The organism is Acinetobacter sp. AB03 (genome assembly GCF_058107045.1).
In genome coordinates, this window is the sequence record NZ_JBUEBA010000002.1 from 2234191 (window position 1) to 2261117 (window position 26927).

Genomic DNA, 26927 nt, shown 5'->3' on the forward strand with positions numbered 1-26927 from the left:
AGGAGAGATTGTGTAAATTTCGTAGGGTATCTTAACAAATGATAAACATATTGCAATAAATATTGATAATTATTCTCAATTATATTTTACCTTTAGATAAAATATAACCCCCTAATTTAAGGAGGTTATTTGGTAAAATGGTTTAAAAATTATTTGAAGTACGCGCCTTCTGCCTGCGTATGATCCGTCTGGTCAATAACACGACGTAACTCAGGAATGTGTTGTTGCAGAGTCGTTTCAACACCTTGTTTCAAGGTGACATCAATCGCTGAGCAACCTTGGCAACCACCACCAAATTTCAATACAGCCGTTAAACCATGCTCTTCATCTTCAACAACTTCAACCAATGCACAGTTACCGCCATGACCAGCTAGACCTGGGTTAATTTCAGACTGAAGAATATAAGTAATACGCTCTTCAATTGATGCATCAGGACCTACACGTGGCACTTTCGAATTCGGTGCGCGGAATGTCAATTGCCCACCAAAACGGTCTTTATTGTAATCAATCACCGCATCCAACAAATATGGAATAGACGGTGTGTCGATATATGCAGGAAAGTCTGGATAATCTTGACGGTAATCAGTTGGGATCACTTCTTCAGGCGCACTATATGCCATACAACATTCAGCACGTGGTGTACCCGGATTTTCAACAAATACACGTACAGCAATGCCCGGTGTATTTTGTTTTTCTAATAAATCACGTAAATACTCTTGTGCAGTCGGAGTAATCAATAAGTTTGGAATTTCCTCTGCAACTGCAGTGCTGCTGTTCTCAGTCGACATAACAATCATTTCCTCAAGCTGAAGTTACTATTTTAACTGAAGATGCGGGGTAATTAAAAAAAATCAACCAAAATTGTCGGATTTATTGTGAAAGTTCATCTTTTCGCTCAATTTAATGGCATTATGACCACAAGATAGTTATATGTAGAACATCTCAGAAATGTTGGATTTACCTTTTAATCATACAGTTACGATCATTATTATTACAGTCATTATTTCTATGGTGGCATTTTCAAATCAGAACGTGATGAACCGTCTGATTTTCTGGCCTCCTGCGATGCAACGTGGACAATACGATCGTTTTATTACACATGGCTTTATTCATGCCGATGGTATGCATCTCCTGTTCAATATGTTCACCTTGTTTTTCTTTGGTAGCATTATTGAAAGTTTTTACCGTCAATACTTCTATGAGTTAGGTTTTATTTTGTTTTATCTGGGTGGCTTAATTTTTGCCATTTTACCAAGTTATTTAAAACATAAGAATGATGTGCGCTGGGCAAGCCTTGGTGCTTCTGGTGCGGTCTCCGCGGTATTGTTTGCGTATGTGTTGTTTGAACCTTGGAAGCTGATTTTTGTATTTTTTATTCCCGTACCTGCGATTATTTTTGCAGTGTTGTACGTGGCATATAGCATCTGGTCAGGTAAAAAAGGCAACTCCAACATCAATCATAGCGCCCATCTTTGGGGAGCTGCTTATGGGGTCATCATGACCTTAATTTTAGAGCCGCGTCTTATCCCACACTTTCTGAACAAATTAACCCAGTTACCTATTTAAAACTAAACCCCTAGATTGCACATGGATTGCATCCATACGCATATAGAGGCTCAGTAACATTTTTTCACAGCAACGGGTGGTCCTAATTTTTACAATGAACATCAGGACCACAATAAACCAAGGAAATTGCGATGAAAATAATGTCTATATTTGCAGCCTTGATGATCAGCCTCAGTTTTACAGCCTGTGCGGTACACACCCCTGAAGGGAGTATCATCGTCGATCCTGATCGTTCTTATTATCCTCATGGCCAAGGCGATTTCTGCCCACCCGGACAGGCCAAAAAAGGTCGCTGCTAAACTCAAAAGCCTTCTATTCAGAAGGCTTTTTTATTACATATATTTTTACATAAATTTGGCATGAAATGCCAAGCAGGAATTTGATTTGGCATAGATAATGTTTACAACTGTATATAAATAGCAAATGCCAGTGAGATTTCTTGCATGTCCAATCCCTTAGATGGTCTTCAATTTCCAATTTACTCGAAAACACAAAAAGTTAGTACCTCACGTACAGGGCAAGAGATTATTGCAGAGGCCTTAGCCAATGTTGATCACCAAAGCTCTGTTACTGCACTTACAGAAAAGAACTGGCGTAAACAATATCCACGCTATTTTAAATCCTTAGTTGAATTTGGGATTCGTAATCAAATTGCACCGATTCAAATGGCACAAGATGGGCTCAACAAAGCACATAATGTGTTTGAGTTTTATCGCGATGGCCAAAAGCATCTCCTCAAAGATGTAATGTCACTTAAAACGACACCGCTACACACCATCAAACTCAAAGGTGAAAGTGATGCTGCACCTGAGTGGTCAGTGCCTTATCAAGGCCAACAACTCAAAGGAGGTGCTTTACTTGCACAAATCCAAACGTGGTTAGATGCAGGTGTGATTGAACCCAGTCATGCTGAAGCACTGATTGCCTGTGTGGAACATCCTGAATGGTTTGATTTATCTGACCGCACTATGGTTTTGTTCGGTGCGGCATCTGAAGCGGGTCCACTCACATGGTTAGCCCAATGGAAAGCCAATATTGTGGCAGTTGATTTACCCAATAGCCGTGTATGGGGCAAAATTTTAGACACCATTCAACACGGCAATGCCACGTTATATGCCCCATCTGTTGAAGCATTGAGTGCAGAAACACCTATCGCTGTTTTAAAAGAAAAACTCGGCGCGAACTTACTGACACAAGTGCGTGAAATTGCAGAATGGTTGGTACAAAACCCACATCAGTTAGATTTGGCCGCGATTGCGTATTTGGATGGTGAAAAACATGTCCGTGTTTCTGTTGCAATGGATGCGATTATGCAACATGTCAGTGCGCAAAAAGCAGATACCAGTTTGATGTATATGTGTACACCTACCGATGTCTATGCAGTTCCAGAGGAAGTCATTACAGCATCTGAGCAAAAGTTCAGTGGTCGTTCTAAAACGCAGCAGATGATCAGTAAAAGTATTTCAACCCTCAGCGGGCAACTTTTCTTTAAGAAAAACCTACATGACCTCGTCGAGTCAGATAATGACAAGTCTTACGGCATCGCCGACTGTTTAGTGATTGAACAAGGGCCGAACTATGCGTTGGCTAAACGTATTCAGCAGTGGCGTGCAACGCTTGCTCGCTCAGAAGGTCAGCGCGTCAGCATCAACATTGCGCCATCAACTACAACCCACTCTGTCACCAAAAATCCACTGCTCAAAGCCGCATTTAATGGGGCGAGCTTGTTTGATGTTGAAGCCTTTAAGCCTGAAACCACCAATGCCATCATGGCGGCTTTATGGATCCATGATCTGCGTAATCCTGCTTCTGTAGCCAATCCAGAGAACAAACTTGAACATCCTCTAGAACTAATGATGCACGGCGCCAATCACGGTGGCTTATGGCGTGTAGCTTATTTAGCACGTACTGCACTGCCCTTTGCAGCACTTTATGGCTTTGCCGCAGATAAACTACCTTTAGACAAAGTCTGGGCGAAGTTCAAAAAGTAAGGCCTTGAATACTGGCTTCAATAAAATACAGAGCTAAAAAAAACGCTACCTTGGGTAGCGTTTTTTTTATCATTGGTTTTTACACATCAGATTAAACGAACTGTAGGAACAACCAGAACAAACCACCTGATAAACAGATCGTGGCTGGCAAGGTAAATATCCAAGCCGAAAGAATGGTTCTCACTGTTGCAAAGTTTAGACCTGACTTGTTTGCCACCATGGTCCCTGCTACCGCAGAGTTCAATACGTGTGTGGTCGATACTGGCATACCAAAGCCATCAGCAGCTGCAATCGTGGTCATCGCCACCAATTCTGCTGACATGCCTTGACCATAAGTCATATGGTTTTTACCAATACGCTCACCTACAGTCACGACAATACGCTTCCAGCCCACCATCGTACCTAGACCTAAAGCCAATGCCACAGCCACTTTCACCCATGTTGGGATGTACTGTAAGAATGAATCTAAGTTACTACGATATTCTTTTACTGTCTTTTTGCCCGCTTCCGACATCGCTGGCAATTGATCCGCTTTATCCAAACGTTTGAATGCTGTCGTGCTTAAGTACATGTCATTACGTAGTGCAGAAACTTCAGCTTCAGGAATATCTTTAAGATCTCCATAATGGCCAACACGCTCACCCAAATGATCTGTCAAACTGGCTAAAGCAGGTACGACTTCTGGGGTCATTTCTTTGGTTTGAATATATTGCGTGATCACCGTACGGGCTTTTTCATCTGCAATATCGTTATGATTCGGATAAATCACAGCCGCAGTTTGATCTGAAAGTTGAGCAAATGACTGAATGTGCTGTGAATCTAAATTCTTATTTAAAGAATAAGCCAAAGGCACAATACCAATCAAAATCAGCATGATTAGACCCATACCTTTTTGACCGTCATTTGAACCGTGCGCAAAACTTACACCTGTGCAAGTAAAAATCAAAATGGCACGAATCAGTGGCGGTGGTGGTTTGTTGCCTTCAGGTGGTTGGAATAGTTCCAGTTGTTTCTTAAAGATTTTTTTCACCAATAAGAACAACACTGCTGCAAAAGCAAAACCGATCATAGGTGAAAACAGTAAAGCTTTACCGACTTTAATCACCTGATCCATATCGACACCCGAAGCACCGCTACCCGAATGCATCAGGTAGTTCATAATGCCCACACCCAAGATCGAACCAATCAAAGTGTGTGAACTTGATGCTGGAATACCCAAGAACCATGTGCCCAAGTTCCACAAAATCGCAGCAATCAACATGGCAAACACCATGGCAAAACCTGCACCTGAGCTGACATTCATAATCAACTCAACGGGCAGCAGCGCAATAATACCGTAAGCCACTGCACCACTTGCGACCATAACCCCAAGGAAGTTACAGAAACCAGCCCACATCACCGCAACAGGCGCAGACAGTGCATTGGTATAAATGACCGTTGCAACCGCATTGGCAGTATCGTGAAAGCCATTTACAAACTCAAAACCCAAAGCAATGAACAACGCCGTCGCTAAAAGGATTAAAGAGTAAAGATTCAGTGCAGGAACATGCGATAAGTCAGCAGAAAGCTGAAAGCCAATATAAATTAGCGTTGAAATAATGACCGTTAAAAACACCGGCATAAAAAATTTCGGTGTAGGTACGTGCACATTCGTCGACTTGACCTGTGTCACGTGCACCTGATCTTGGACGGGAGGAATATTAGAATTCATGCAGACGGCTAAAGAGGATATCAATATCCCCTATTGTTCAATTTAATTGTGACAATTATATGACAAATGCGTGTCACATGAAGCCAATTTTTTCATAATTGGCTTATTTTAGATCAGCAGTAAATCAGCTATAAGCCTTGAACACCCTGTGCTGGCTCAAAATTTAATTTCTCGGTGCGGATTACGCTGAATTATTTTCTTACATTTGGCTGTGCTATCTGTAACAATCTGCTCCAATAGATAGTTTCTCATCTCTAGTTATTCTGATCTATTAACATAACGGGTCTATATTTCACTTTCGTGAAAACTAAAGCTAAATCAGCCTTTTTTATTTGCCATATAGCCAATACCACTTGAATTAGGCATCAATCAACCTGCTTTTCTGCTAAAATATTGCACGTTTTGAAAACCTGTTTGTGAGTTTTGAATGTCTACACTTGTCACCTTAAAAGCACTTCTTGCCGAGCGCATCCTTATTATCGATGGTGCGATGGGTACCATGATTCAGCGTCACAAGCTCGAAGAAGAAGATTATCGTGGTGAACGTTTTGTAGATTGGGCTTCTGACCTCAAAGGCAACAACGACCTTTTGGTGCTGACTCAACCACAAATTATTCAAGGTATTCATGAAGCGTACCTCGATGCAGGTGCAGACATTATTGAAACCAATAGCTTTAACGGCACACGCGTTTCAATGTCGGATTACCACATGGAAGATCTCGTTCCCGAGATTAACCGCGAAGCGGCACGCTTAGCCAAAGCCGCTTGTGAAAAATATTCAACCCCAGACAAACCTCGTTTTGTTGCAGGCGTACTTGGTCCAACTTCACGTACTTGTTCAATTTCACCCAATGTAAATGACCCAGCCTTCCGTAACATTACTTTTGACGAACTTAAAGAAAACTACATTGAAGCAACGCATGCCTTAATCGAAGGTGGTGCAGACATCCTCTTGATTGAAACCGTATTCGATACCTTAAACTGTAAAGCTGCGATCTTTGCAGTCAAGGAAGTGTTCAAGCAACTTGGTCGTGAACTTCCACTCATGATCTCGGGCACCATTACCGATGCATCAGGTCGTACTCTTACAGGTCAAACCGCAGAAGCGTTCTGGAACTCGGTGCGTCATGGCGATTTACTCTCAATTGGTTTTAACTGTGCCTTGGGTGCAGACGCGATGCGCCCACACGTTAAAACTATTGCTGATGTTGCAGATACCTTTGTTTCTGCCCATCCAAACGCAGGTTTACCAAATGCCTTTGGTGAATATGATGAAACCCCAGAGCAAACCGCAGCCTTCATTAAAGAATTTGCAGAAAGTGGTTTGATCAATATTACAGGTGGTTGCTGTGGTACCACACCTGACCATATCCGTGCCATTTACAATGCTGTTAAAGACATTCAACCACGTCAGATTCCTGAAACCAGACCTGCATGTCGTCTCAGTGGTTTAGAACCATTTAATATTTATGATGATTCATTATTTGTTAATGTCGGTGAACGTACCAACGTTACAGGTTCAAAAAAGTTCCTACGTCTCATCCGTGAAGAAAAATTTGCTGAAGCCCTAGAGGTAGCACAGCAACAAGTCGTTGCAGGCGCACAAATTATTGATATCAACATGGATGAAGGGATGCTCGATTCGCAAAATGCAATGGTACATTTCCTCAATCTAGTGGCATCTGAACCTGATATTTCTCGTGTGCCAATCATGATTGACTCATCAAAATGGGAAATTATTGAAGCAGGCTTAAAATGCGTACAAGGTAAGCCTGTCGTGAACTCAATTTCCTTAAAAGAAGGTTATGACGAGTTTGTCGAAAAAGCACGTTTATGTCGCCAGTATGGTGCTGCGATTATTGTCATGGCATTTGATGAAACAGGTCAGGCAGATACGGCTGCACGCAAGCGTGAAATCTGTAAACGTTCTTATGATGTTTTAGTCAATGATGTTGGCTTCCCTGCCGAAGATATTATTTTTGACCCAAACGTGTTTGCCGTGGCAACAGGGATCGAAGAACATAATAACTATGGCGTCGATTTTATTGAAGCCACAGGTTGGATTAAGCAGAATTTACCGCATGCCATGATTTCAGGCGGTGTCTCTAACGTATCCTTCTCATTCCGTGGTAATGAACCTGTACGTGAAGCGATTCACTCTGTGTTCCTTTACTATGCCATCAAACAAGGCATGACTATGGGTATCGTTAACGCGGGTCAAATGGCGATTTATGACGATATTCCAAAAGAACTGAAAGATGCGGTTGAAGATGTTGTACTGAACCAAAACCAAGGTGAAACTGGTCAAAACGCCACAGAAAAACTGCTTGAAGTGGCAGAAAAATTCCGTGGTCATACTGGCGCTCAACGCGAAGCTGAAAACCTTGAATGGCGCAATGAGTCGGTAGAAAAGCGTCTCGAATATGCGTTGGTAAAAGGCATCACCACGTATATCGACGAAGATACTGAAGAAGCCCGTTTAAAAGCCAAACGTCCACTCGATGTCATTGAAGGTGCATTGATGGATGGCATGAACGTGGTCGGTGACTTGTTCGGTTCAGGCAAAATGTTCCTACCTCAAGTGGTCAAATCTGCGCGTGTGATGAAACAAGCCGTAGCATGGCTGAACCCGTACATCGAAGCTGAAAAAGGCAATGCACAATCCAAAGGTCGTGTTTTGATGGCAACCGTAAAAGGTGACGTTCATGATATTGGTAAGAATATTGTTGGTGTGGTTTTAGGCTGTAACGGTTATGACATTGTCGATTTGGGCGTGATGGTGCCTGCGGAAAAAATCTTGCAAACTGCGATTGATGAAAAATGTGACATCATCGGTTTATCAGGTTTAATCACCCCATCATTAGATGAAATGGTGTTTGTTGCGAAAGAAATGCAACGTAAAGGTTTTGACATTCCTTTATTGATTGGTGGTGCAACCACATCGAAAGCGCATACAGCCGTTAAAATTGATCCGCAATATTCAAATGATGCAGTGATTTATGTGGCTGATGCATCGCGTGCAGTCGGTGTGGCAACCACCCTACTATCAAAAGAAATGCGTGGTAATTTTATTGCTGAGCATCGTGCTGAATATGCCAAGATTCGTGAACGTTTAGCCAATAAGCAACCAAAAGCGGCCAAGCTGACTTATGCTGAATCTGTTGAAAATGGCCTGAAAATTGACTTTGCAGCCAATAAGCCTGCCAAGCCAAACTTTATCGGCACGCAGACCATCACCAATTATCCGCTGGAAACGTTGGTGGAATATTTTGACTGGACACCATTTTTTATTTCTTGGAGTTTGGCGGGTAAATTCCCAGCAATCTTAACAGATGAAGTGGTCGGTGAAGCAGCGACTGACTTGTATAATCAAGCGCAAGAGATGCTGAAAGACATCATTGAGAATAAACGCTTCGATGCGCGTGCAGTGTTTGGCATCTACCCTGCCAACCGTTCTGCGGCAGATTCTGTAGAAGTGTACGATGAAAATGGCGCTGCGGTGACGCATACTTTCCATCATATCCGTCAGCAGTCAGATAAAGTCACAGGCAAGCCAAACTTGTCATTGGCGGACTTTATTGCAAGCAAAGATCAGGCTGAAGATTGGCTGGGCGGGTTCACCGTGTCGATCTTTGGCGCGGAAGAATTGGCAAATGAATATAAAGCCAAAGGTGATGATTACTCTGCAATCTTGGTTCAGTCTCTCGCAGATCGTTTTGCTGAAGCTTTCGCTGAACATCTGCATGAACGTATCCGTAAAGAGTTCTGGGGCTATAAAGCCGATGAGACTTTGGGCAATGAAGAATTGATCAAAGAAAAGTATGTCGGTATTCGTCCTGCGCCAGGTTACCCTGCTTGCCCAGAGCATTCTGAAAAAGCGGTGTTATTTGACTGGTTAGGTTCTGAAGAAAAAATCGGTACGAAACTGACTGAACACTTTGCGATGATGCCGCCATCTTCTGTCAGTGGTTTCTATTATTCACACCCTGAAAGTGAATACTTTAATGTGGGCAAGATTTCTCAAGATCAGCTTGAGGATTATGCAAAGCGTAAGGGTTGGTCACTGGATGTAGCGAAGCGTTGGTTAGCACCGAATTTAGATGATTCGATTGGTTAATTGAATCCCCCTAAATCCCCCTTTGGCAAAGGGGAAAGAAAATCAATTCGTATCAAAAAAATCCCCTCAAAGTGAGGGGAACTTTTGCGTATCAAATGAATTAGGTGACAGCTCCTCCCTTTTTCAAAGGGAGGTTGGGAGGGATTAAATTGATATTCCCCAAGCATATACTTAGAATATATGAATCGTTAAAAATTAAAGTAAATGATGGCAATAATTAAAAATATTGATCTTGGTAGCCTAGAAAGTATTTGTAAAATTTTGGGTGATACAAATAATGGGATTTCAGGAACTGAAATTTCCAAATATCTTGCTGAAACAAGCATCAAAGACCCACAATTGAATTCTACAAAATGGAAACGTTTGTATGATGCTCTTAGTACCAAGCAAAGTGAAGATCGCTGTTCCAACAATATTCTAGCATTTATCAAATATGTTCTACGCCCATCCCGACACATCCATAGAAAAGAATGGTTTAAAAATATAAGAACCGAACTAAATTATGTATTGTCATTTGAGGGCTTTGAACTAACTGAAAGTGGTGATATCAGAGAAACAGATAAAGTAAAAACTTTTTCTGAAGCTGAAGAACGAGCTCAAAATTTAAGAAAAACATTATTAGACCGAAAAATTCATTCTGACATCCTCCTGATAGGATAAGGGTTCTGTGAAATTTGTCGTGTACAGAGCTGACATCCTTACTTTTTGCAAAGCTGAATTACTTGTCGATAATTATTTTCATGCTGTATTTGAAGCAACTAAAAGTATTGCAGAAAAAATTAGAATAAAAACTAACTTAACTGCTGACGGTTCAGAATTAGTTGATCAAGCTTTCTCATATAAAGGTAAAATTCCTTATTTAGCATTAAATAACTTAACAACTGAAAGCCATGAAAGTGAACAAAAAGGGTTTATGAATTTACTCAAAGGTGTATTTGGAACTTTCAGAAATACTACTGCACACGCACCTAAAATAACTTGGGAAGTCAATGAACAAGATGCTCTCGATACTTTATCAATGATATCTCTTATTCATAGGAAACTTGATAAAGCCATAGAAGCTAAAAAAATATATGAAGGAGACCTTTAATCCCTCCCAACCTCCCTTTAGAAAAGGGAGGAGCCTCACGAATCAAAAACTATCATCAAATTCACGGAAAGTCCCACTTTCTAAAGGTGAGAAACTATGTTTCGCAAGAGGGGGATTCCAATCTTAGGTTAACAACACAATAAATCTTCTCAACCACCCCATCAATCTTAGTCAAAATCTGCCTATTATCAAACCTCAGCACGTTCAACCCCAACTGCGCCAAAGCTTGATCCCTCGCCCGATCAGCCTCCAACCCTTCTGCTGTGTAATGCTGCCCACCATCACACTCAATCACCAAATTTGCAGCAGGACAATAAAAATCTACGATAAAATTAAGAATCGGTTTTTGTCGATAAAACTGTAATCCTAAAATTTGTTTACGGCGTAATCTATGCCATAACAGTTGTTCAGCATCGGTCATATTGTTTCGCAAATCACGCGAGGCTTGTTTTAAGTTCTTATTGTAAGGTTGCATCTAAATTCTCTTTATTTTTAAATATAGGAAATACATGCCTAGTCTAAACATATCGCTTGGAATAAATACTGCTCTATACGCCCTAAAGAATAATCTTTATTTTTATCATCTTCTTTTAAGAATATTGGCATAATACTGCCAGAGAATAACAATGCACGAAACATCATCATGAACTCAACCCAACTTTTTCTCGGCGTGATCTTTAGCTCAATTGGTTTAGGCTATTTTCTCTATGGCAAAAAACAAAAAATGACCGTACCTTTGACTGTAGGTCTAGTTTTAATGATCTTCCCTTATTTTATTGAAAGTAACGCATTACTAGGCGGTATCGGCTTACTTTTATCTGCTGTTCCCTACTTTTTACGTTTTTAAAGTGATCAAGCCTTTTCAAGCAATTCAAATTTAATCTCTACCACATTCCAGTGATGCATCATCTCCCGTAGCACGATAAAGTAAATCAAACTAGAAAGACCGTCATCAGCCACCTTAGACACATAGTATTCCCTGCGCTCAACAAAGGTATTGAAAGCACTTTCAAGTTGCACACGGTCAAGTTGCTGCTGATCTGGAAAAAATAATGCTAAAACCTTTTGGAATATTACATCTGAAGTCATGGCGGTCTTAGGTTGGGCATACTTCATTTGAACGGATTCTAACAACTCTTCAATCACATAAATCATCGACTCAATCGCAAGCTCATCCAGCAACCCATGACGCATACTGTTTGACTGTATAAAGCTTAAGCCTTGGTCCAGCTGTATATGCTGTCCATCCATTTCAAATGAAAGCTGGTCTATGCCCAAGGAAAATTTGAGTACACCATCAAGATCAGTCATCGCTTCAATCCTCTAAAATCAAAACACACAACCCTAGTGCATTTATACATAACAATAATCATCAGGCCAAAATGCAATCGCGCCATCTTCGTTTGATAAGATAGCGCGATTGAAACTGAAGGTCAGCAGTATTCAGTTAGTTTGCTTGCGTCTTCGGTAAAAAGAAGGTCGCCAAACCGAGTAAAGGCAATAACGAACACACGCCAAATACCCATTGAATGCCTTTGACGTCGGCCAAATATCCTAAACCTGCTGCGGCAATACCACTTACACCGAACATTAAACCAAACATCAAACCTGCAATCATGCCAACTCGTCCCGGGACGGCTTCTTGAGCATAGACCACCATAGCGGCAAAGGCAGAGGAAAGTACTAAACCTGAGATAATCGAAAGTACTGTCGTCCAAAATAGATTGGCATGTGGCATCATCAACGCAAACGGCGCCATGCCGACAAAAGACACCCAAATCACTGCTTTACGCCCAATTCGGTCTCCAATCGGCCCACCTGCAAATGTACCCAGAGCTACCGCAGCCAAAAAGGCAAAGAGATGTAACTGCACACTTTGCAAACTGAGCTGAAACTTGTGCATTAAATAAAAAGTGAAATAGTTACTGATGCTGGCGATGTAAGTAAATTTGGCAAACATCAACACGCAAATGGTCGACAGCGCGATGACGAGTTGACGCCCATGTAGTTTGCTTTGCACTTGATGCGCACGTGCTGCCAACTGTTTTTTACTGTGGCTGATGCTCCAACCGCTGACACCGAACAGAACCCAAATCGCAAGTAAAGCAAATACAATCAACCATGCCACGGCATGCTGTCCAAACGGTACAATGATCAACGCTGCCAATAAAGGCCCAATGGCTGTACCAGTATTGCCACCGACCTGAAAGGTCGATTGTGCTGTACCAAAGCGCCCACCTGAAGCCATTCGCACCACACGAGAGGCTTCAGGGTGAAAGGTTGAAGATCCCACACCAATCAATGCCGAAGCCATAAGCAGTACAATAAAATTTGGTGAAAATGCCAACAGTAAAATGCCGCTAAAAGTCACCACCATGCCGAGTGGCAGCAGATAAGGTTTCGGATGTTTGTCGGTATACAGTCCAATCCAAGGTTGCATTAGCGATGCCGTAATTTGATACACCAATGAAATCAGTCCCACTTGCGCAAAGCTTAAGGAAAAATTGGTTTTCAGCATCGGGTAAATGGCTGGCAAAACGGCTTGAATCAAGTCATTCAGTAGATGTGCAACCGCCACAGCTCCCACCACTTTTATAATCATACCTTGCGGTTGCTCATTGATTGTAGCTTGACCCATACCCTCTTTCATTTGAATTGAAGACGACATCCCTCGCAAACTCCATGTATTTTTCATCAGGCATTGATTGTAAAATGTCATTCATAAGACTATCTTCCAATAATCATTGTATAACTGACAACTTAAAGACACACATGCCAAATTCTCTGATTCAAACCGAAATGTCCGAATTGGTGATTGGACTTTCTTCTGAGCATACTTATCGAGAGATTACCCCTGCGCATACCCATTCGCGGGCACAGTTTCTGTATGCTTCGACAGGGATGATTCAAGTGTTCACCCCAAACCACGTTTGGATCGTGCCGCCGATGTGCGCACTATGGATTCCGACCCATGTTGAACACAGTGTGATTTCATTAAGTCGAGTTAAACTCAATACCGCATTGGTTCAGGCAGATGCAGCTGCACTGCTGGGGCAACATTGTTTTATTATTCGGGTCAGTAAGTTATTGCATGAACTGCTCATTCGGCTCAATGCGATTGAACACATTCCACCTTCCGAGCTGATCAGTTCAGATGAATTGTCTCGATCTTTACAGATTTTAATTTTTGATGAAATTCATAAAGCCAATCTGCTGCCCATCCAAATTCCGTGGCCGCAAGATCGACGCTTAATGAATATTTGCCAAGCGCTGTTAAGTACACCAGATCAGTTAAAAGATTTAAGCACGTGGGCAGATGAAATTGGCACCAGCTCCAGAACCTTGATGCGCATGTTTCAAAAGGAAACCGGGCTGTCTTATCGCGCATGGGTTCAGCAAATGCATATTGCCCATGCCTTAAGTAAAATTGCCAGTGGTGAATCTGTTGCGCAGATTGCAAGATCTCTTGGCTATAGCAATCCGAGTGCGTTTAGCACCATGTTTAAACGTCATTTGGGGCAGACCCCACAACAGTTTAAATATAAAGATGAATAAAATGACACTCGCGACTAAGCACTCAGGCGATCGACAAATAAAATACCATTTAGATGATCGATTTCATGTTGCACAATGCGTGCAGGAAAACCTTCAAAAGTACTTTCCATTACCTCACCAGTCAAAGTGTGATACAGCACCTTAATGCTTTGCGCACGCTGTACCTGACCACGCTCATTCGGTACGCTTAAACAGCCTTCTTCACCTAAGGTCGTTGCTTGCGAAAACTCTAAAATTTCAGGATTGACCATCACCACGGCGTCCATTTCAGGCGCATCGGGATAGCGTAAATTTGGCCGTGAAGCCACAATAATGACCCGCTTTGAAATATAGACTTGTGGTGCAGCAATGCCTATACCACTCCGCTCCAACATGGTCGCAATCATGGCAGAGGCCAACTGCATGAGCCAGTCGCTATTAAATTCTGCATCTGCGACGCGAGCGGCTTTGAGTCTTAAAATATCTTCACCACGTTGTGCAACAGGTAAAATGACACTCATACACAAATCCTCATTTTTATACCTATTTATTCTTTTTATATCATAAGCTTTTTATCTCACCTGCGTTATATGTTTACGTTGACCATCAAATCAACGATGTTGATTCATGTATAATTTTTAGTTCACTCCCAGTAAAGAAAGATTGATTATTCATTCAAAAAAGACTTCTTTAAAATCAAATATAAACCTTTATTCAGCTTTGGAAATATACGCATGGATGCAACACCACGTTTGACCAGAGAAGACAAACGTACCCTTGGGCTGTCATCACTCGGTGGTGCACTTGAGTTCTATGACTTTGTTATTTATGTTTTTTACGCCAAAATTATTTCTGAGCTGTTCTTTCCCGCAGGGCTCAGCCCATTTTGGGCTATGCTGAATACTTACGGTATTTTTGCCGCAGGTTACTTCTTCCGTCCACTTGGCGGTGTAGTCATGGCGCACTTTGGCGACCTCATCGGGCGCAAGCGTCTATTTAGCTTATCTATTTTGCTCATGGCTTTGCCTACCCTCATGATCGGGGTTATGCCGACCTTTGAAACGATTGGTTATGCCGCACCTTTACTCTTACTCCTTATGCGGGTGGTACAAGGCATTGCAATTGGTGGAGAAATTCCAGCGGCATGGACCTTTGTTTCTGAACATGTCCCATCTGAAAAAATTGGTTTTGCCAATGGCTTACTTACGGCTGGTTTGTCACTCGGCATCTTGCTCGGTGCTTTAATGTCACTGTTCATTTCTCTTCAGTTTAGTGAAGCAGCTATACATGATTGGGCATGGCGCATTCCCTTTATTGTGGGCGGTATTTTTGGCTTAGTGGCCTTGTATTTACGTAGTTATTTGAAAGAGACCCCAGTATTCAAAGCCATGCAAGCACGTAAAGAGCTGTCTAAAGAAATACCAGTGAAACAAGTCTTAGCCAACCATAAAACCGCCGTGGTGATTGGTATGCTCTTGACTTGGTTCTTAACTGCTTGTGTGGTGGTACTGATTTTAGCCATGCCAAACTTACTGACGGGTGCCTTTGGCTTTGAACGTAGCGATGCTTTTCAAATGCAAAGTGCTGCGATCATCATGCAAATGCTAGGATGTATACTCGCTGGGACATTGGCAGATCGCTTTGGTGCAGCCAAGGTCTTGATTGTTGGCTCGCTCGGTGTCGCCGCTATCGCAACCATTTTCTATCACAGTTTAGGTGCGGTCAGTCCAACTACGGTGTTTGCACTGTATATGCTTTTGGGATTCTTTTCAGGCACGGTTGGGCTTGTGTCCTATAGCATGGTCAAGATGTTCCCTGCTTCGATCCGCTTTTCGGGCATTTCGTTTTCCTACAATGTCGCCTATGCCATTGCAGGAGGCATCACACTGCCTCTGGTTCAATGGCTCAGTCTCTATAGCAACATTGGCGCGATGTATTATATTTGGCTGGTCTGTTTGGTTTGCTTCTTCACAGCTTTGGTTTATCGAACTCGGTTCGAGACGAAGCACTAAAATGACAAAACCCTTCAATCGAAGGGTTTCTTTTTATGCAAGCTACTTTGAAAACATGAGGTCAAAGCCTTTAGCTTAAAGTTTCTGCATGCAGATTTTGGCGCAGTTCATCTTCCACAATATCAAGCTCGATTTGGCTAAACTTACGAATTTCGCCTTCAGCATGTTTTTCTAGCATACCGCCAATTAATGGCACTTTCACTTTTACCGTCCATTCCAGTTGAAAGTGAATCTGCTTATCATTACCCGATACACTACGTTGGCACACAGCTTCTAAAGGTAGGTTAGGGTCTAAACGGACTTCCGAGCTGAGCACAACTAAATTGCTGACGTCGGTACGTTGTAAACGAAATGCATCTTTTAGAAATTTCTTCGCAATATCGGGAATATTGACATCCAAATTATACGCGCGCTTAAGGGTATAAATATCGCCAACTTTATTCGACTCCAAAATTTCCAACTTCTCCCCAGGAATACGACGGCAAACCTTTTCATGTAAGCTGATATTGGCTGCGAGTCGACGGAAGTCATCCAACGAAACACCGTTGATGGTGGCATTGACTACAAACTGATGTGCCATAACATTAAATCCTTTATTTTTTGTTTTTTGTAAACATCCATGCCCTGATCAGGACTGAAAACTGGATCTCGTCATCCTGTAAAAAGGTCAAATATAGACGATGCTCCAGCACAGACTATACCGTGATCTAGATTTCAATGTGTGCCATTCTGTATGACAATATCATCTGCAATATAAATAAAAACCACGCGCTCAAAACAGGCCAAGCGAATATCAAAATGCTCGGCCCCATCATCCAGTCCTGTGACCGCCCAACTTGCACTACTGGGTAAGTCATCCAGCCAAGTGGCCTGATAAAAATCCGCAACCGAAGCAAAGTCCAAATATTGCTGTGGACTTCCCTTTAACCGTTCGACGACCGACTCAAATTGAGCCAATTGTATTTGTTTAAAGTCAATCAACACTGCCTAGCCTAAACACTTTTCAGCTGTTGTTTATGGCGTACCTGTGTCCATTGCCACCAGCCAAAAGCCGCCAAGCCAACAAAGCCTGCATATAAAGCCGCGGTTAGGAACAAATCTTTATAGATAAACATACCGACATAAACAATATCGACAAATACCCACAGCACCCATGTCGCAATATGTTTACGACTGGTCCAATAAGTCGCCAACAGGCTAAACGCTGCGAGCTGGGCATCCAATAGCGGTACAGCAGCATCGGTCAAATACTTTAAGCTCAGACCAAATACTGCACCAGCCGCAGCGGCAAGCAGCATTTGCAAAATCACTTGCCGAGCTGTAATCGGTTCAATTCGAATCTCATGATCTTGTTGTTTACCTTTGAGCCAGTGATAAAAACCGTAAAAGTTCACCACCACAAAGAAAAACTGCAAAATGGTTTCGCCATATAGCTTATAGGTATAAAACAAATAGGCATATAACAAGAAAGCAGCGAAGTTAAACCACCAACACCACATATTGCGCTTAATGGTCAACGTCACCCCAATTAAGCTAATGATGACTGCAAATATTTCAAGGCTAGACATGGTTCAACTGGTATTCAAAGAAGTGCTGCTATTATGAAAAAAAACTCAATAAAGGCAAGACAATTCCGCTCAATCTAAACGTCGTTTTTTTCGGTGAATCGGATCAAACTGTCGAGTCACAGAATGAATACGCATAAGTTTTGACAGTTTTCTAACAATCGTTTAAAAACTTATAAAACGATGCAGGAATAATCAAAATGTCAGAACAACAAGGTCGTGTCAGTCGCGAAGTTCGCGGTTCGTTATTTTTAATTGGTTTAGATCGCGCAGCCAAGCGCAATGCTTTCGATAGTCATATGATTCATGACTTATCACTGGCCCTTACCGAATATGAGGATGATCCTTCACTGCGCTGTGCTGTAATTTTTGCGCACGGAGAACATTTTACTGCTGGGCTTGATTTGGTTGAGTTGCAACCCAAACTCACTGCAGGCGTTTTCGACTTTCCCACGACACAAATTAACCCTTGGGGCACCAGCTCCAGACCTCGTACCAAACCCGTGGTTGTGGCAGTCAAAGGCTTTTGCTTTACCGCGGGAATTGAACTGATGCTCAATGCCGATGTGGTTATTGCCGATGCCAATACACAATTTGCCCAAATGGAAGTACAGCGCGGTATTTTACCCTTTGGCGGTGCAACGGTTCGTTTTGTACAAGCGGCGGGTTGGAACAAAGCTATGCGCTATCTACTCACAGGTGACAGCTTCAATGCACAAGTAGCTCTCGACCTCAATTTAATTACCGAGGTCGTAGAAGCATCCACGCCAAATGCTGCATTAGAGCGAGCATTGAGCCTTGCAGAATCAATTGCACAAGCTGCACCACTTGCCGTTCAAGCCACGCTGGCTTCTGCACAACAAGCAGTACAACACGGCGCAGACTATGCCTTTGCACATTTACAAGAGCACCTCAGCCCACTACTCAAAACCCAAGATGTCCAAGAAGGTGTCATGGCGATGCTACAACGCCGCCCTGCTCAGTTTAAAGGACAGTAAAGCCCAAAAGTCTGGAACCGACTTTAGTATTTAACAAAAAAGAAGAAACGATAATGCAAGCCACAGCCCATTTAGATTCGCCCCAAATTGAGAAACAAACTGTAAAATTTTCAGCAACCGATGGTTATGTACTCGTTGGCACACGTTATTCCTCATCTGAGCCGATCAAAGCCAACATCATTGTTGCCAGTGCAACAGGTGTACCACAGCAGTTCTATCGCCGCTTTGCCGAGTATGCAGTAGCTCTAGGTTATCAAGTCCTAACTTTTGATTATCGTGGTGTGGGACTTTCTGCACCGAAGCAACTCAAAGGTTTCGGCATGTCCTATTTGGACTGGGGGCAGCTAGACTTGTCGGCTGCCATTGACTCTATCCTCAAAGATGGCAAACCTATTTTTGTGGTTGGACACTCTTATGGAGGCCAATCACTCGGTTTAACCCACAACCATGGCCAAGTCACTGCGATGTATTGCTTTGGCACGGGTGCGGGCTGGCATGGCTATATGCCGTTTCGGGAGAAAATGAAAGTACATGTCATGTGGAATCTTATTTTCCCACCGATGGTTGCACTAAAGGGCTATCTGCCTTGGAGCCTATTGAAAATGGGTACCGATTTACCTGTCGATGTCTACACACAGTGGCGAAAATGGTGTAAAAATCCGACCTACTTTTTTGCAGATCCCGAGCAACAACACTTACTGGAACAATATGCACAGGTCAAAACTCCAATCTATGCTGTTTCAGCACTGGATGATGACTGGGCTTTACCCAACTCAAGGCACGCATTTATGCAGCATTATCGGAATGCGAACATGCATTATCGCAATATTGAAGCCAGTGACTATGGCTTGAAAGAAATTGGACACATGGGATATTTCCGCCAAGGGGCCGAAGCCATCTGGGAAGATATGCTGAACACTTTCGATGGCTATTTATCCTCACCAACCACTACGGAACGTTAAAGCTCTATGCGCCCACAAAAACTGAGTAAAGAACAAATCCAGTTGCATTGCATGCAAACCTTTAAAACCCATGGTTATGCAGGCACCAGTATGGATTTACTAGCAAAGTCTTGTGGGCTCAGTAAAGCAGCATTTTATTATTATTATCCCAATAAAGAAGCTTTGGTTTTAGATATTTTGCAAGTCAGCCAGCAATACTTAAACCATAAATTGTTCAGCATTTTGTGTGATACGCACTTAGCGTATTGCGTTCGCTTTGAACACTTGCACCAGCAATCTGTCAGCTTTTTTAGTGTTGGTGTTCAAGGCTGCTTAGTCGGGATGCTGTCATTGGAAATCCCACATTTATCCGAACAAATTGATCTCAAAATTCAATCGATTTTCCAAGATTGGGAATTGGCGTTGTTGCACTACTTTCAGCAAGTCATGCCTATTGCTCAAGCTGAGGCACTGGCTAAAATCAGTGTTGCCGATTATGAGGGGGCAATCTTAATGACACGCTTAAAACAGGATGACTTCTATCTAACTCATGTTGCAGAACGAATTCTTAAACAGTTATCCATGGCTGTGATGGAAGCTGCGGAGGCTTAAGCGAGGAGATCAATCACGAGTACGATGGCTTTTTTTATGCTCGCGTCCACTGCGGTCAATATGCGTATAAAACATGCCATAACGACTTACATAATATTCAAGCGACTGATCATAGAAGCTCCAAAAAATAGACCATTCATTTAAATCCATTTTGCGGATTTGCGTCTGGGTTTTCGCAGGCATTTTGACCAATAAGGTACTTTGCATCAGCGTTGCATCTTCTTCAGCCGTGAGCAATATCGCTTGATCTAGAAATAGAGTCGCCACGTCATCGAACAGCTCTTGTTCATAAGCATCAACTTCAATAACACGCTCAACCTGAGGTGCTCTATTGGTATGCGTTGTCATTTGAGAAGATGCTGCTTCCGATTCAACCACTTTTTTTTGTCGATTCAAAAAACGTTGCTTTTTTTGAATTTTGATTACAATAATAGATGTCGCAACCAAAGCAATGACTATGCAAATCATTAATAAAAATGTCGCCATGCTCTGCTCTCGTAAAAAATATTCCCTTTTAAAATACAGCATTACCGCTCAAATAAACACCAAATTAATTAAACAGAGTACGTATGAACTCAAATGCTCAATTCGATGACTTGTAATTGGGTGTTGATTCTCAGACCAATTCAAGTGATTCAACACATATTCTCACAAACGTGAAAGGCATCACGATATGTGATTTTCCACTCACAAAATCACTATAAAAAGTAATTAACTTAGTGCGATTGAACAACAAAGTTACATCCGTACTAACAGTAATTCAATTTAATAAATACAGTCACTAGCATGAAATAGCTGCTTCTATAGCTCTAAGAACAAAAGATGATACGGGCAGCCCAACTTCAGGACATTTCTGAAATTTTAGATGTCGTGCACGACAGTATTCGATCATGTATCAAAGACCACCATCGCCATGAAAGTACGATTCAAATTTGGCTAGAAAATAAAACCCAATCCAACCTGATTATGTGGATGCACTATAACGACAGCTGGGTCTATGTACTCAATCAGCACGTAGTGGGTTTTATTATGGTCAGTGACCAAGGGCGTATTTTACTCAATTATATTTCATCCGCTGAACAACAGCGCGGCATTGGAAAAGCTTTATTAGAAACTGTTATTGAACATCTTAAACGTAAAAAAATTCACCAAATTAGTTTAGAAAGCACCCAAACAGCATGCTCTTTTTATCAAAAACATGGCTTTCAAATCCATGCCCAAGACATCCCAAATCCCAAAATGGTGCCTATGATTAAACTCTTATCCTAAGGTTTATTAACAGAAGTATGACTCAACTAAATTCACTCATTTTCATAGGATTCATTGGGCATTTTCATCTGATCACGGCCCGCTTCTTTGGCTTGATAAAGCTTTAAATCGGCCGCTTTCATAAGGTCATGAATATTGGCATAAATCGTTTCATGATCCATCCACGACACCCCCATACTCAAAGTTACATAATCTTTGCCATCTAGGCGGTTATGATGCTCAAAGCGCGCACTACGCACTGCATCTAAAACGGTTTGCATAATCTGACTAATAATCGCAATTGGGACATTATATAAAACAATGGCAAACTCTTCCCCACCATAGCGTGCTAAGTAGGCATTATGTGGCAGTACTGCACCAATCACTTTGACCAGATTTTGCAGAACTTCATCGCCCTTTAGGTGCCCATAGAAATCATTATAATTTTTGAAATAATCGACATCCATCATGGCAAAAACCAAAGTTGCATGACTATTTTGTTGTGTTTCAATAAAGCGCTGGTGAATTTCCTGATTCAATGCACGCCGATTATAGGCGCCTGTTAAGGCATCAATTTGAATTTGATATTCGAGTTTTTCATTTAAGTCATGTAATTGAGAGGTGCGCTGTTGCACTTTTTGCTCTAAAGAATCATTCAATTCAATTAAATTATTATTTAAACGTTCGGTATGGTAAGTCTGATAAGCATAGTTACGTGATTGTCGGAACATCACCAAAAGTGCATACAGACTGGTAGAGATAAAAGATAGATGAATAGAATCAATCACATGTAGCGTTAGTAAAAAGTCATGAATGACCGATATACACAGCAATACCACGGCGTATAAATTGATTTTCGAATATTTTTGTTTGGTCTTTAAAGTAAGGTAAAAACCATAGGCAAAATTAAGCAAAATAACAATACTGAAAAATGCGCTATAAAAAGCCAGCTGCTCAAAAACAACTTGCTCGGATAACAAGGTAATGACGATATTCAAGGTCAAAACCAAAATGGAAACGGTATAAATCCAACGCTGTAAATAGTACTGATTGAGCAAATACATATAGCTCAAAAAAAACATGACCGCTAAATAGATAAATAAATATTCTAAACGTATGCCCCACAACCAGTTGATATCTAGGAAGGTCGTATAAGCATATGGCGCAGTAAAAAGATTATGTAAGGCAAGAAATAAAATAAAAATACCAAAAACAAAAAAACTTTTACTATTTCGTTTATCTGAACCATGGAACATCGAGAACATCGAGAACATCGAGAACATCGAGAACATCGAGAACATGGTGGTGAACATTCCTACACCAAACACCACGCCACAGATCATGGCGATACTCATCATCAGTTGCTGATAATGTCGATTAATCGTTTTAGCAATGCCAATATGCATGGGGCTTTCAAGGCCGCCGCGTAAATTGTTAAAGTTTGAGGCTTGTATACTTAAAGTAAAATAGGGGCTGTCAGGGACAAAATAAGCAATCCGCGGTGCATTTTCTGTTTGCTGTGCTCCCGCATTATCCGCGACATCCCCTAAACGAACTAAAAAATCGCCATTGAGATAAACCCGATAAGCACAATTTTGATTGGGGATATGAATGGCTAGCCTTCGGCCAATAAATTCATCCGGAATTTTGAAATGACCTATAAAAGTCCCATACCCAGTATTACTGCCTGTAAGTTTTTGAAATGAAATTGGCAATTCTGTAGTTTTAGAAGGAAGTTGATGATTAGGCTGAGAAATCAGCTCTTGGTCATAATAAGACCATGTACCTTTTAAATAACTGGTGGTTTGTTCGGTGAATTGAATGTCATTGACATTTTTTTGATGCAAATAATACTGCGTGGGCTCAGCTTCATATTGTGCCCACGTCGAAGGTATCAAACTTAAAACCAGCAAACAGCCTAAAATAAGCCCAAACAAAGACTGTTTGCTCAATGAGCTATACAAAAGCGACTCTTCCCTTAAATACGCTCTGCCTAGTAATTAATCTACAAATGTTTTTCTTAAAAACCAAGTGTTTTTACAAATTAATCAAATACATCCTTGTAATTGACTCTTTTATTTATCACTATTTTTGATTAATCACGTGTTTTTACATCATACAATTCAATTTCAAAAATCAAATTTGAATTGGCAGGAATAATATTGCCCATTTTACGCTCACCATAAGCCAAATGTGATGGCACGATGAGTTTACGTTTACCACCCACTTTCATGCCCATAATCCCTTGGTCCCAACCTTTAATGACACGGCCTGTACCAATCACGGTTTCAAAGTAGTTTCCACGGTCTAAAGATGAGTCAAATTTGGTTCCATCTTCTAACCAGCCCGTATAATGCGTAGTGATTAAAGCACCTTTGACTGCTTCTTTGCCTTCACCGACAACCAAATCAATAATTTCTAATTCTGCGCTCATGTTCTCGCTCCAACCTGTTCAATCAATAAATCTAGTTAAACTGCATGCTTATTGCAATTTCGTCCATTCAATAATGGCTTGAGCATGGTCCCCAATTAAAGTCCACTCACCATCCATCACATTCAACTGAAGTTGCATGGTACGTTCACACAGTGCTTGAACCGCTTCAGTACTTGCAGTCGACAACTGCCAGATTTCTACATTGTTCAATGTCTTCAACTTACTGTTGCGCTTATACCATTCATCGACCGCTGTGCCATAAGTGACAATCGCCACTTGCTTACAACGTGCACTGGCTTTTTTCACTTTATCTTCGTCTGGGCTGCCCACTTCAATCCATTTCACCAACTGACCCGTGAGGTCTTTTTCCCACAGTGCAGGCTCATTGGTTTCAAATAAGTCTTTGGTAAACTCTAAAGCTTCATCCGCAAAACGTGCAAATGCCAACAAACGCACCATCAAACGCTCAATGGTTTCTGAAGGATGCAATGCCAAAGTCAGTTGATAGTCCCCATATTGGTGGACATCCATATTGGCAATATTCAAATCTGCCTTATAAATTGTAGCTTTAAGCGCCATACATACCATCCTCAAATTTGCCGACTAGCATATAAGATTTCGGCTTTTTTTGCTTAAAACAATTTAAGTCATTGCTCTATGAGACATTCAAAAAGTGCGCTTTCAAAATCCATCCAATCTCTTTCATTTTGAACAATCAATTCAACTCGATTATCAATCCCTTCTTCCACATCTTGATAGTTAAATTGTTCAGGATTGAAATTAAATGCCTTCCATCCCTGATTGGTATGGAAAATTCCTTTAATCCGTCGCCAATCTTGCTGTTCACAAAGCAAATCTAATAAATCGTAAAAGTTGAAAACCCAACGCTTCGGCATTTTCCAACCAGCAACACTATAACCTTGTGCCGTTTCTACATAGTGATACGGCAACTGTTTAATCTCGGGAAAATCTTGTTGAGTCGCTTTCAACTGTTGCTGAATGTTCAGTAAAGGCTGCTTTAGTCGTTTTGCTCCGATGTACTCAAAATCCATTTGCGCAAGCTCAATCTTGCCCTGCTCTGTCATAAGCCACTGCTGAGCATAAGGCTTATATTCGGTTTGCAGTTTTTCAAGAGCATCTTGATCTGCTTTTTGCATATGAGCTTGATGCGAAACCACCACAATCTGCGCCGCTTTTAATTGATCCTGATAAAGATTTTGTGCTGTCCAAGCATGATCATGTAAACGCGAACCATCCAGCACCGTGATCGGTGCACGCATGTGCAGGGTCGAGTGCCAATGTGGCTCGGTCAGTTGCTCCAGTAACTGTGCTGGATGTCCCAAGCCTGTGGGTTCAATAAACAACCGATCAGGCTTTTGTTCTGAGAGCAAACGAGACAGTGCTATTTGCATCGGTAGTTGGCTGCTACAACATAAACAACCACCGAGTAATTCTTTCACCGCATAGCCTTCCGTTTGTGGCATGAGCTGTTGATCTACGCCAATTTGCCCAAACTCATTCATCAGTACCGCCCAAACTTCATGTTCCGGTTTCTGACCTAACAAATGCATGAGCAAAGTAGTTTTACCCGCGCCAAGAAAGCCTGAAATAATATGCGTAGGAACCGCCTGCGGCATCGACATCAGTTTCAAAATTTTATACCTAGCATGGAATATGATAAAAACAACACAATAAAATAAGCCATCATCTTAATTTAAATAACCAATTTTCTCATCTCAAATCCATGGCATCGAACACTCAGCATTCAATTGGCTGACATTCCATTCATCGATACCCGTATTAGACAAACTTCCTTACATTTTACTCAGGACCAAAATTAAGCTTCCGCACTTAATTCGCATGCTTTGTACAGTTTATGTGAGTTTTCAAACATCCGCACTGATCATTAATTCTTCATTCCCTCTCAATCTATTCACAAAAAGCTTCTACTTGTTACTCAAAGCCCACCATTTTTTCATCATCTGTAGTTTTAGGTAATGTGCACTTTTCACATTGTTGCTTCGATTGAACCGTAGATATTCAGGCGATAGCATGAAGCTCAGTTCAAATTGATGTGATGATCAGTCTGAACTATTTTTATCTATAAAATATAAGGATGCCAAAACCATGAAACTTTCACACTTAATTATTGCAACATCTTTAACAGCTGCGAGCTTTGCAACTTTTGCTGCACCTCAACAAGCACCAGCTCAAGAAGACAAAGTTGTGGTATCAACCCAAGAAAAAGCTGAAACTACAGACTTAAGTGCAAATGCACCTGCTTCGGAAGCATCAGCAGAACAACCGAATCAAGAAAAAGCCGCTAAATAATTGAAATATTGAGAGATCCAGTGGCTTTACTCTCCTGCTGGATCGCAACAACTTTTTAGCGTCACTTGAAACCAAGATATATCCTGTCTTGGTTTCTTTTTATTTATGCGCATGGACTATAGCAGTTCGAGATCAACAGGTGCAAAAAGCCAAATTTGCGTAGTTTTCCCATATAAGCTTCTATTCAAAACATCAACGTCAGACATAAAAAAAGATCCCCTATACAGGAGATCGTTTTTTAAAACTTAACTATGCGATGCTTTTTTATAAATACTGCACGAAGGATGGTGGTTTTCTTGTAAGCGCGCGACTTTACGTTGTTCTGCCGCTTCAAAACGACAACGCTTCCAGTCATTGTCCAAATTCAATGCAGGAATTTGTTTTGGCTTACCATTTTCATCTACCGCGACCATGGTGAAGTAACAACTATTGGTATGGCGTACCGTACGCTTTTGAATATTTTGTGCTTCAACACGAATACCAATTTCCATCGAAGTACGACCGACATGGTTCACACTTGCCAAGAAAGTCACTAACTCGCCGACATGAATCGGCTCTTTAAAATTAACTTTATCAACCGATAAGGTCACCACATAACTTCCTGAAAAACGACTTGCACACGCATATGCCACTTGGTCTAACAGTTTCAAAATGGTGCCACCATGCACATTTCCTGAAAAATTCGCCATATCAGGTGTCATTAAGACCGACATAGTGAGTTCAGACTGGTCATCCGCAGCCGCAGCAATTTGATCTAATGGGGACATCGCGTTCTCT

General features: G+C 41.5%; 30 protein-coding genes. 14 read left to right on the forward strand and 16 right to left on the reverse strand.

Annotation, left to right across the window (positions count from 1 at the left end):
* Positions 1–149: 149 nt before the first annotated feature.
* Positions 150–788 (reverse strand): Fe-S biogenesis protein NfuA, encoded by a 639-nt coding sequence (gene nfuA / locus ACY3FQ_RS11335; protein WP_004981041.1) that lies wholly within the window; start codon positions 786–788, stop codon positions 150–152.
* A gap of 160 nt (positions 789–948) precedes the next feature.
* Between nfuA and ACY3FQ_RS11340 the strand changes: the two genes are divergently transcribed.
* The 3 genes from ACY3FQ_RS11340 (at position 949) to ACY3FQ_RS11350 (ending at position 3557) form a co-directional block, all read left to right on the forward strand.
* Positions 949–1566, forward strand: coding sequence for a rhomboid family intramembrane serine protease (locus tag ACY3FQ_RS11340; RefSeq protein WP_004981045.1), 618 nt, complete (start codon positions 949–951; stop codon positions 1564–1566).
* A 131-nt stretch (positions 1567–1697) separates the two neighbouring features.
* A complete protein-coding gene (locus tag ACY3FQ_RS11345) occupies positions 1698–1865 on the forward strand; it encodes a hypothetical protein (RefSeq protein ID WP_004694400.1) in 168 nt (55 codons plus the stop codon).
* Positions 1866–2009: 144 nt separating this feature from the next.
* The gene (locus ACY3FQ_RS11350; protein WP_489774059.1) at positions 2010–3557 is read left to right on the forward strand and encodes a hypothetical protein; all 1548 of its coding nucleotides are present in this window, start codon (positions 2010–2012) and stop codon (positions 3555–3557) included.
* Between the two features lie 91 nt (positions 3558–3648).
* Here the strand turns inward: ACY3FQ_RS11350 and ACY3FQ_RS11355 are convergent, their stop codons facing one another.
* Positions 3649–5268 carry an inorganic phosphate transporter gene (locus tag ACY3FQ_RS11355; RefSeq protein ID WP_005399885.1) on the reverse strand — a complete coding sequence of 540 codons (1620 nt, stop codon included), beginning with the start codon at positions 5266–5268 and terminating at the stop codon, positions 3649–3651.
* A 427-nt stretch (positions 5269–5695) separates the two neighbouring features.
* On the opposite strand from ACY3FQ_RS11355, the gene metH reads away from it, so the two are divergent.
* The 3 genes from metH to ACY3FQ_RS11370 all read left to right on the forward strand — a co-directional run bounded on the left by metH (position 5696) and on the right by ACY3FQ_RS11370 (position 10475).
* Positions 5696–9385 (forward strand): methionine synthase, encoded by a 3690-nt coding sequence (metH, locus tag ACY3FQ_RS11360; RefSeq protein WP_489774061.1) that lies wholly within the window; start codon positions 5696–5698, stop codon positions 9383–9385.
* A gap of 204 nt (positions 9386–9589) precedes the next feature.
* Positions 9590–10045, forward strand: a complete 456-nt coding sequence (locus ACY3FQ_RS11365; protein ID WP_489774062.1) for a hypothetical protein — start codon at positions 9590–9592, stop codon at positions 10043–10045.
* A gap of 7 nt (positions 10046–10052) precedes the next feature.
* Positions 10053–10475, forward strand: a complete 423-nt coding sequence (locus ACY3FQ_RS11370; protein WP_489774063.1) for a TIGR02391 family protein — start codon at positions 10053–10055, stop codon at positions 10473–10475.
* A 94-nt stretch (positions 10476–10569) separates the two neighbouring features.
* Here ACY3FQ_RS11370 and ACY3FQ_RS11375 read toward each other — a convergent pair whose 3' ends face one another.
* A complete protein-coding gene (locus ACY3FQ_RS11375) occupies positions 10570–10950 on the reverse strand; it encodes an endonuclease domain-containing protein (protein ID WP_489774064.1) in 381 nt (126 codons plus the stop codon).
* A 38-nt stretch (positions 10951–10988) separates the two neighbouring features.
* Complete coding sequence (locus tag ACY3FQ_RS11380) at positions 10989–11120, reverse strand: hypothetical protein (protein WP_489774065.1); 132 nt, start codon at positions 11118–11120, stop codon at positions 10989–10991.
* On the opposite strand from ACY3FQ_RS11380, the gene ACY3FQ_RS11385 reads away from it, so the two are divergent.
* Entirely contained in the window at positions 11119–11322 is a 204-nt protein-coding gene (locus ACY3FQ_RS11385) for an amino acid transport protein (protein WP_489774066.1), read from the forward strand. The genes ACY3FQ_RS11380 and ACY3FQ_RS11385 overlap by 2 nt on opposite strands.
* A gap of 5 nt (positions 11323–11327) precedes the next feature.
* Here ACY3FQ_RS11385 and ACY3FQ_RS11390 read toward each other — a convergent pair whose 3' ends face one another.
* Together ACY3FQ_RS11390 and ACY3FQ_RS11395 are read right to left on the reverse strand one after the other, a co-directional pair.
* Complete coding sequence (locus ACY3FQ_RS11390) at positions 11328–11786, reverse strand: hypothetical protein (RefSeq protein ID WP_489774067.1); 459 nt, start codon at positions 11784–11786, stop codon at positions 11328–11330.
* Between the two features lie 136 nt (positions 11787–11922).
* On the reverse strand, positions 11923–13143 hold the full coding sequence (locus ACY3FQ_RS11395) for an MFS transporter (protein ID WP_489774068.1): 1221 nt from the start codon (positions 13141–13143) through the stop codon (positions 11923–11925).
* Positions 13144–13247: 104 nt separating this feature from the next.
* Here ACY3FQ_RS11395 and ACY3FQ_RS11400 point away from each other — a divergent pair, with 104 nt between their 5' ends.
* Entirely contained in the window at positions 13248–14030 is a 783-nt protein-coding gene (locus ACY3FQ_RS11400; RefSeq protein ID WP_259233401.1) for an AraC family transcriptional regulator, read from the forward strand.
* A 14-nt stretch (positions 14031–14044) separates the two neighbouring features.
* Here ACY3FQ_RS11400 and def read toward each other — a convergent pair whose 3' ends face one another.
* The gene (def, locus tag ACY3FQ_RS11405) at positions 14045–14530 is read right to left on the reverse strand and encodes a peptide deformylase (RefSeq protein ID WP_279670480.1); all 486 of its coding nucleotides are present in this window, start codon (positions 14528–14530) and stop codon (positions 14045–14047) included.
* 213 nt (positions 14531–14743) lie between these two features.
* Here def and ACY3FQ_RS11410 point away from each other — a divergent pair, with 213 nt between their 5' ends.
* The gene (locus tag ACY3FQ_RS11410) at positions 14744–16021 is read left to right on the forward strand and encodes an MFS transporter (protein WP_489774070.1); all 1278 of its coding nucleotides are present in this window, start codon (positions 14744–14746) and stop codon (positions 16019–16021) included.
* 70 nt (positions 16022–16091) lie between these two features.
* Here the strand turns inward: ACY3FQ_RS11410 and ACY3FQ_RS11415 are convergent, their stop codons facing one another.
* From ACY3FQ_RS11415 to pnuC, 3 genes are all read right to left on the reverse strand, one after another.
* Positions 16092–16601 (reverse strand): DUF2505 family protein, encoded by a 510-nt coding sequence (locus ACY3FQ_RS11415; RefSeq protein ID WP_489774072.1) that lies wholly within the window; start codon positions 16599–16601, stop codon positions 16092–16094.
* Positions 16602–16735: 134 nt separating this feature from the next.
* Positions 16736–17005, reverse strand: a complete 270-nt coding sequence (locus tag ACY3FQ_RS11420; protein WP_176537372.1) for a hypothetical protein — start codon at positions 17003–17005, stop codon at positions 16736–16738.
* Positions 17006–17013: 8 nt separating this feature from the next.
* The gene (gene pnuC, locus ACY3FQ_RS11425) at positions 17014–17589 is read right to left on the reverse strand and encodes a nicotinamide riboside transporter PnuC (protein WP_005399896.1); all 576 of its coding nucleotides are present in this window, start codon (positions 17587–17589) and stop codon (positions 17014–17016) included.
* Between the two features lie 197 nt (positions 17590–17786).
* Between pnuC and ACY3FQ_RS11430 the strand changes: the two genes are divergently transcribed.
* From ACY3FQ_RS11430 to ACY3FQ_RS11440, 3 genes are read left to right on the forward strand one after another with little or no spacing between them, the layout of a single operon-like run.
* A complete protein-coding gene (locus tag ACY3FQ_RS11430; RefSeq protein WP_438331075.1) occupies positions 17787–18584 on the forward strand; it encodes a crotonase/enoyl-CoA hydratase family protein in 798 nt (265 codons plus the stop codon).
* Positions 18585–18637: 53 nt separating this feature from the next.
* On the forward strand, positions 18638–19546 hold the full coding sequence (locus ACY3FQ_RS11435; protein ID WP_489774074.1) for an alpha/beta hydrolase family protein: 909 nt from the start codon (positions 18638–18640) through the stop codon (positions 19544–19546).
* Positions 19547–19552: 6 nt separating this feature from the next.
* Positions 19553–20137, forward strand: a complete 585-nt coding sequence (locus ACY3FQ_RS11440; RefSeq protein ID WP_176537369.1) for a TetR/AcrR family transcriptional regulator — start codon at positions 19553–19555, stop codon at positions 20135–20137.
* Positions 20138–20146: 9 nt separating this feature from the next.
* Here the strand turns inward: ACY3FQ_RS11440 and ACY3FQ_RS11445 are convergent, their stop codons facing one another.
* The gene (locus tag ACY3FQ_RS11445; RefSeq protein WP_058869184.1) at positions 20147–20623 is read right to left on the reverse strand and encodes a hypothetical protein; all 477 of its coding nucleotides are present in this window, start codon (positions 20621–20623) and stop codon (positions 20147–20149) included.
* Between the two features lie 336 nt (positions 20624–20959).
* Between ACY3FQ_RS11445 and ACY3FQ_RS11450 the strand changes: the two genes are divergently transcribed.
* Positions 20960–21406, forward strand: coding sequence for a GNAT family N-acetyltransferase (locus tag ACY3FQ_RS11450; protein ID WP_489774075.1), 447 nt, complete (start codon positions 20960–20962; stop codon positions 21404–21406).
* Positions 21407–21438: 32 nt separating this feature from the next.
* Here the strand turns inward: ACY3FQ_RS11450 and ACY3FQ_RS11455 are convergent, their stop codons facing one another.
* The 4 genes from ACY3FQ_RS11455 to ACY3FQ_RS11470 form a co-directional block, all read right to left on the reverse strand.
* Positions 21439–23349, reverse strand: a complete 1911-nt coding sequence (locus ACY3FQ_RS11455) for a sensor domain-containing diguanylate cyclase (protein WP_489774077.1) — start codon at positions 23347–23349, stop codon at positions 21439–21441.
* 131 nt (positions 23350–23480) lie between these two features.
* The gene (locus tag ACY3FQ_RS11460; RefSeq protein ID WP_004981094.1) at positions 23481–23819 is read right to left on the reverse strand and encodes an FKBP-type peptidyl-prolyl cis-trans isomerase; all 339 of its coding nucleotides are present in this window, start codon (positions 23817–23819) and stop codon (positions 23481–23483) included.
* Positions 23820–23867: 48 nt separating this feature from the next.
* Positions 23868–24398 (reverse strand): YaeQ family protein, encoded by a 531-nt coding sequence (locus ACY3FQ_RS11465; RefSeq protein ID WP_004694442.1) that lies wholly within the window; start codon positions 24396–24398, stop codon positions 23868–23870.
* 68 nt (positions 24399–24466) lie between these two features.
* Complete coding sequence (locus ACY3FQ_RS11470) at positions 24467–25471, reverse strand: CobW family GTP-binding protein (protein WP_489774078.1); 1005 nt, start codon at positions 25469–25471, stop codon at positions 24467–24469.
* 475 nt (positions 25472–25946) lie between these two features.
* Between ACY3FQ_RS11470 and ACY3FQ_RS11475 the strand changes: the two genes are divergently transcribed.
* The gene (locus ACY3FQ_RS11475; protein WP_078425411.1) at positions 25947–26150 is read left to right on the forward strand and encodes a hypothetical protein; all 204 of its coding nucleotides are present in this window, start codon (positions 25947–25949) and stop codon (positions 26148–26150) included.
* 245 nt (positions 26151–26395) lie between these two features.
* On the opposite strand, the gene ACY3FQ_RS11480 is transcribed toward ACY3FQ_RS11475, so the two are convergent.
* On the reverse strand, positions 26396–26917 hold the full coding sequence (locus ACY3FQ_RS11480; protein ID WP_004694449.1) for an acyl-CoA thioesterase: 522 nt from the start codon (positions 26915–26917) through the stop codon (positions 26396–26398).
* Positions 26918–26927: the final 10 nt, after the last annotated feature.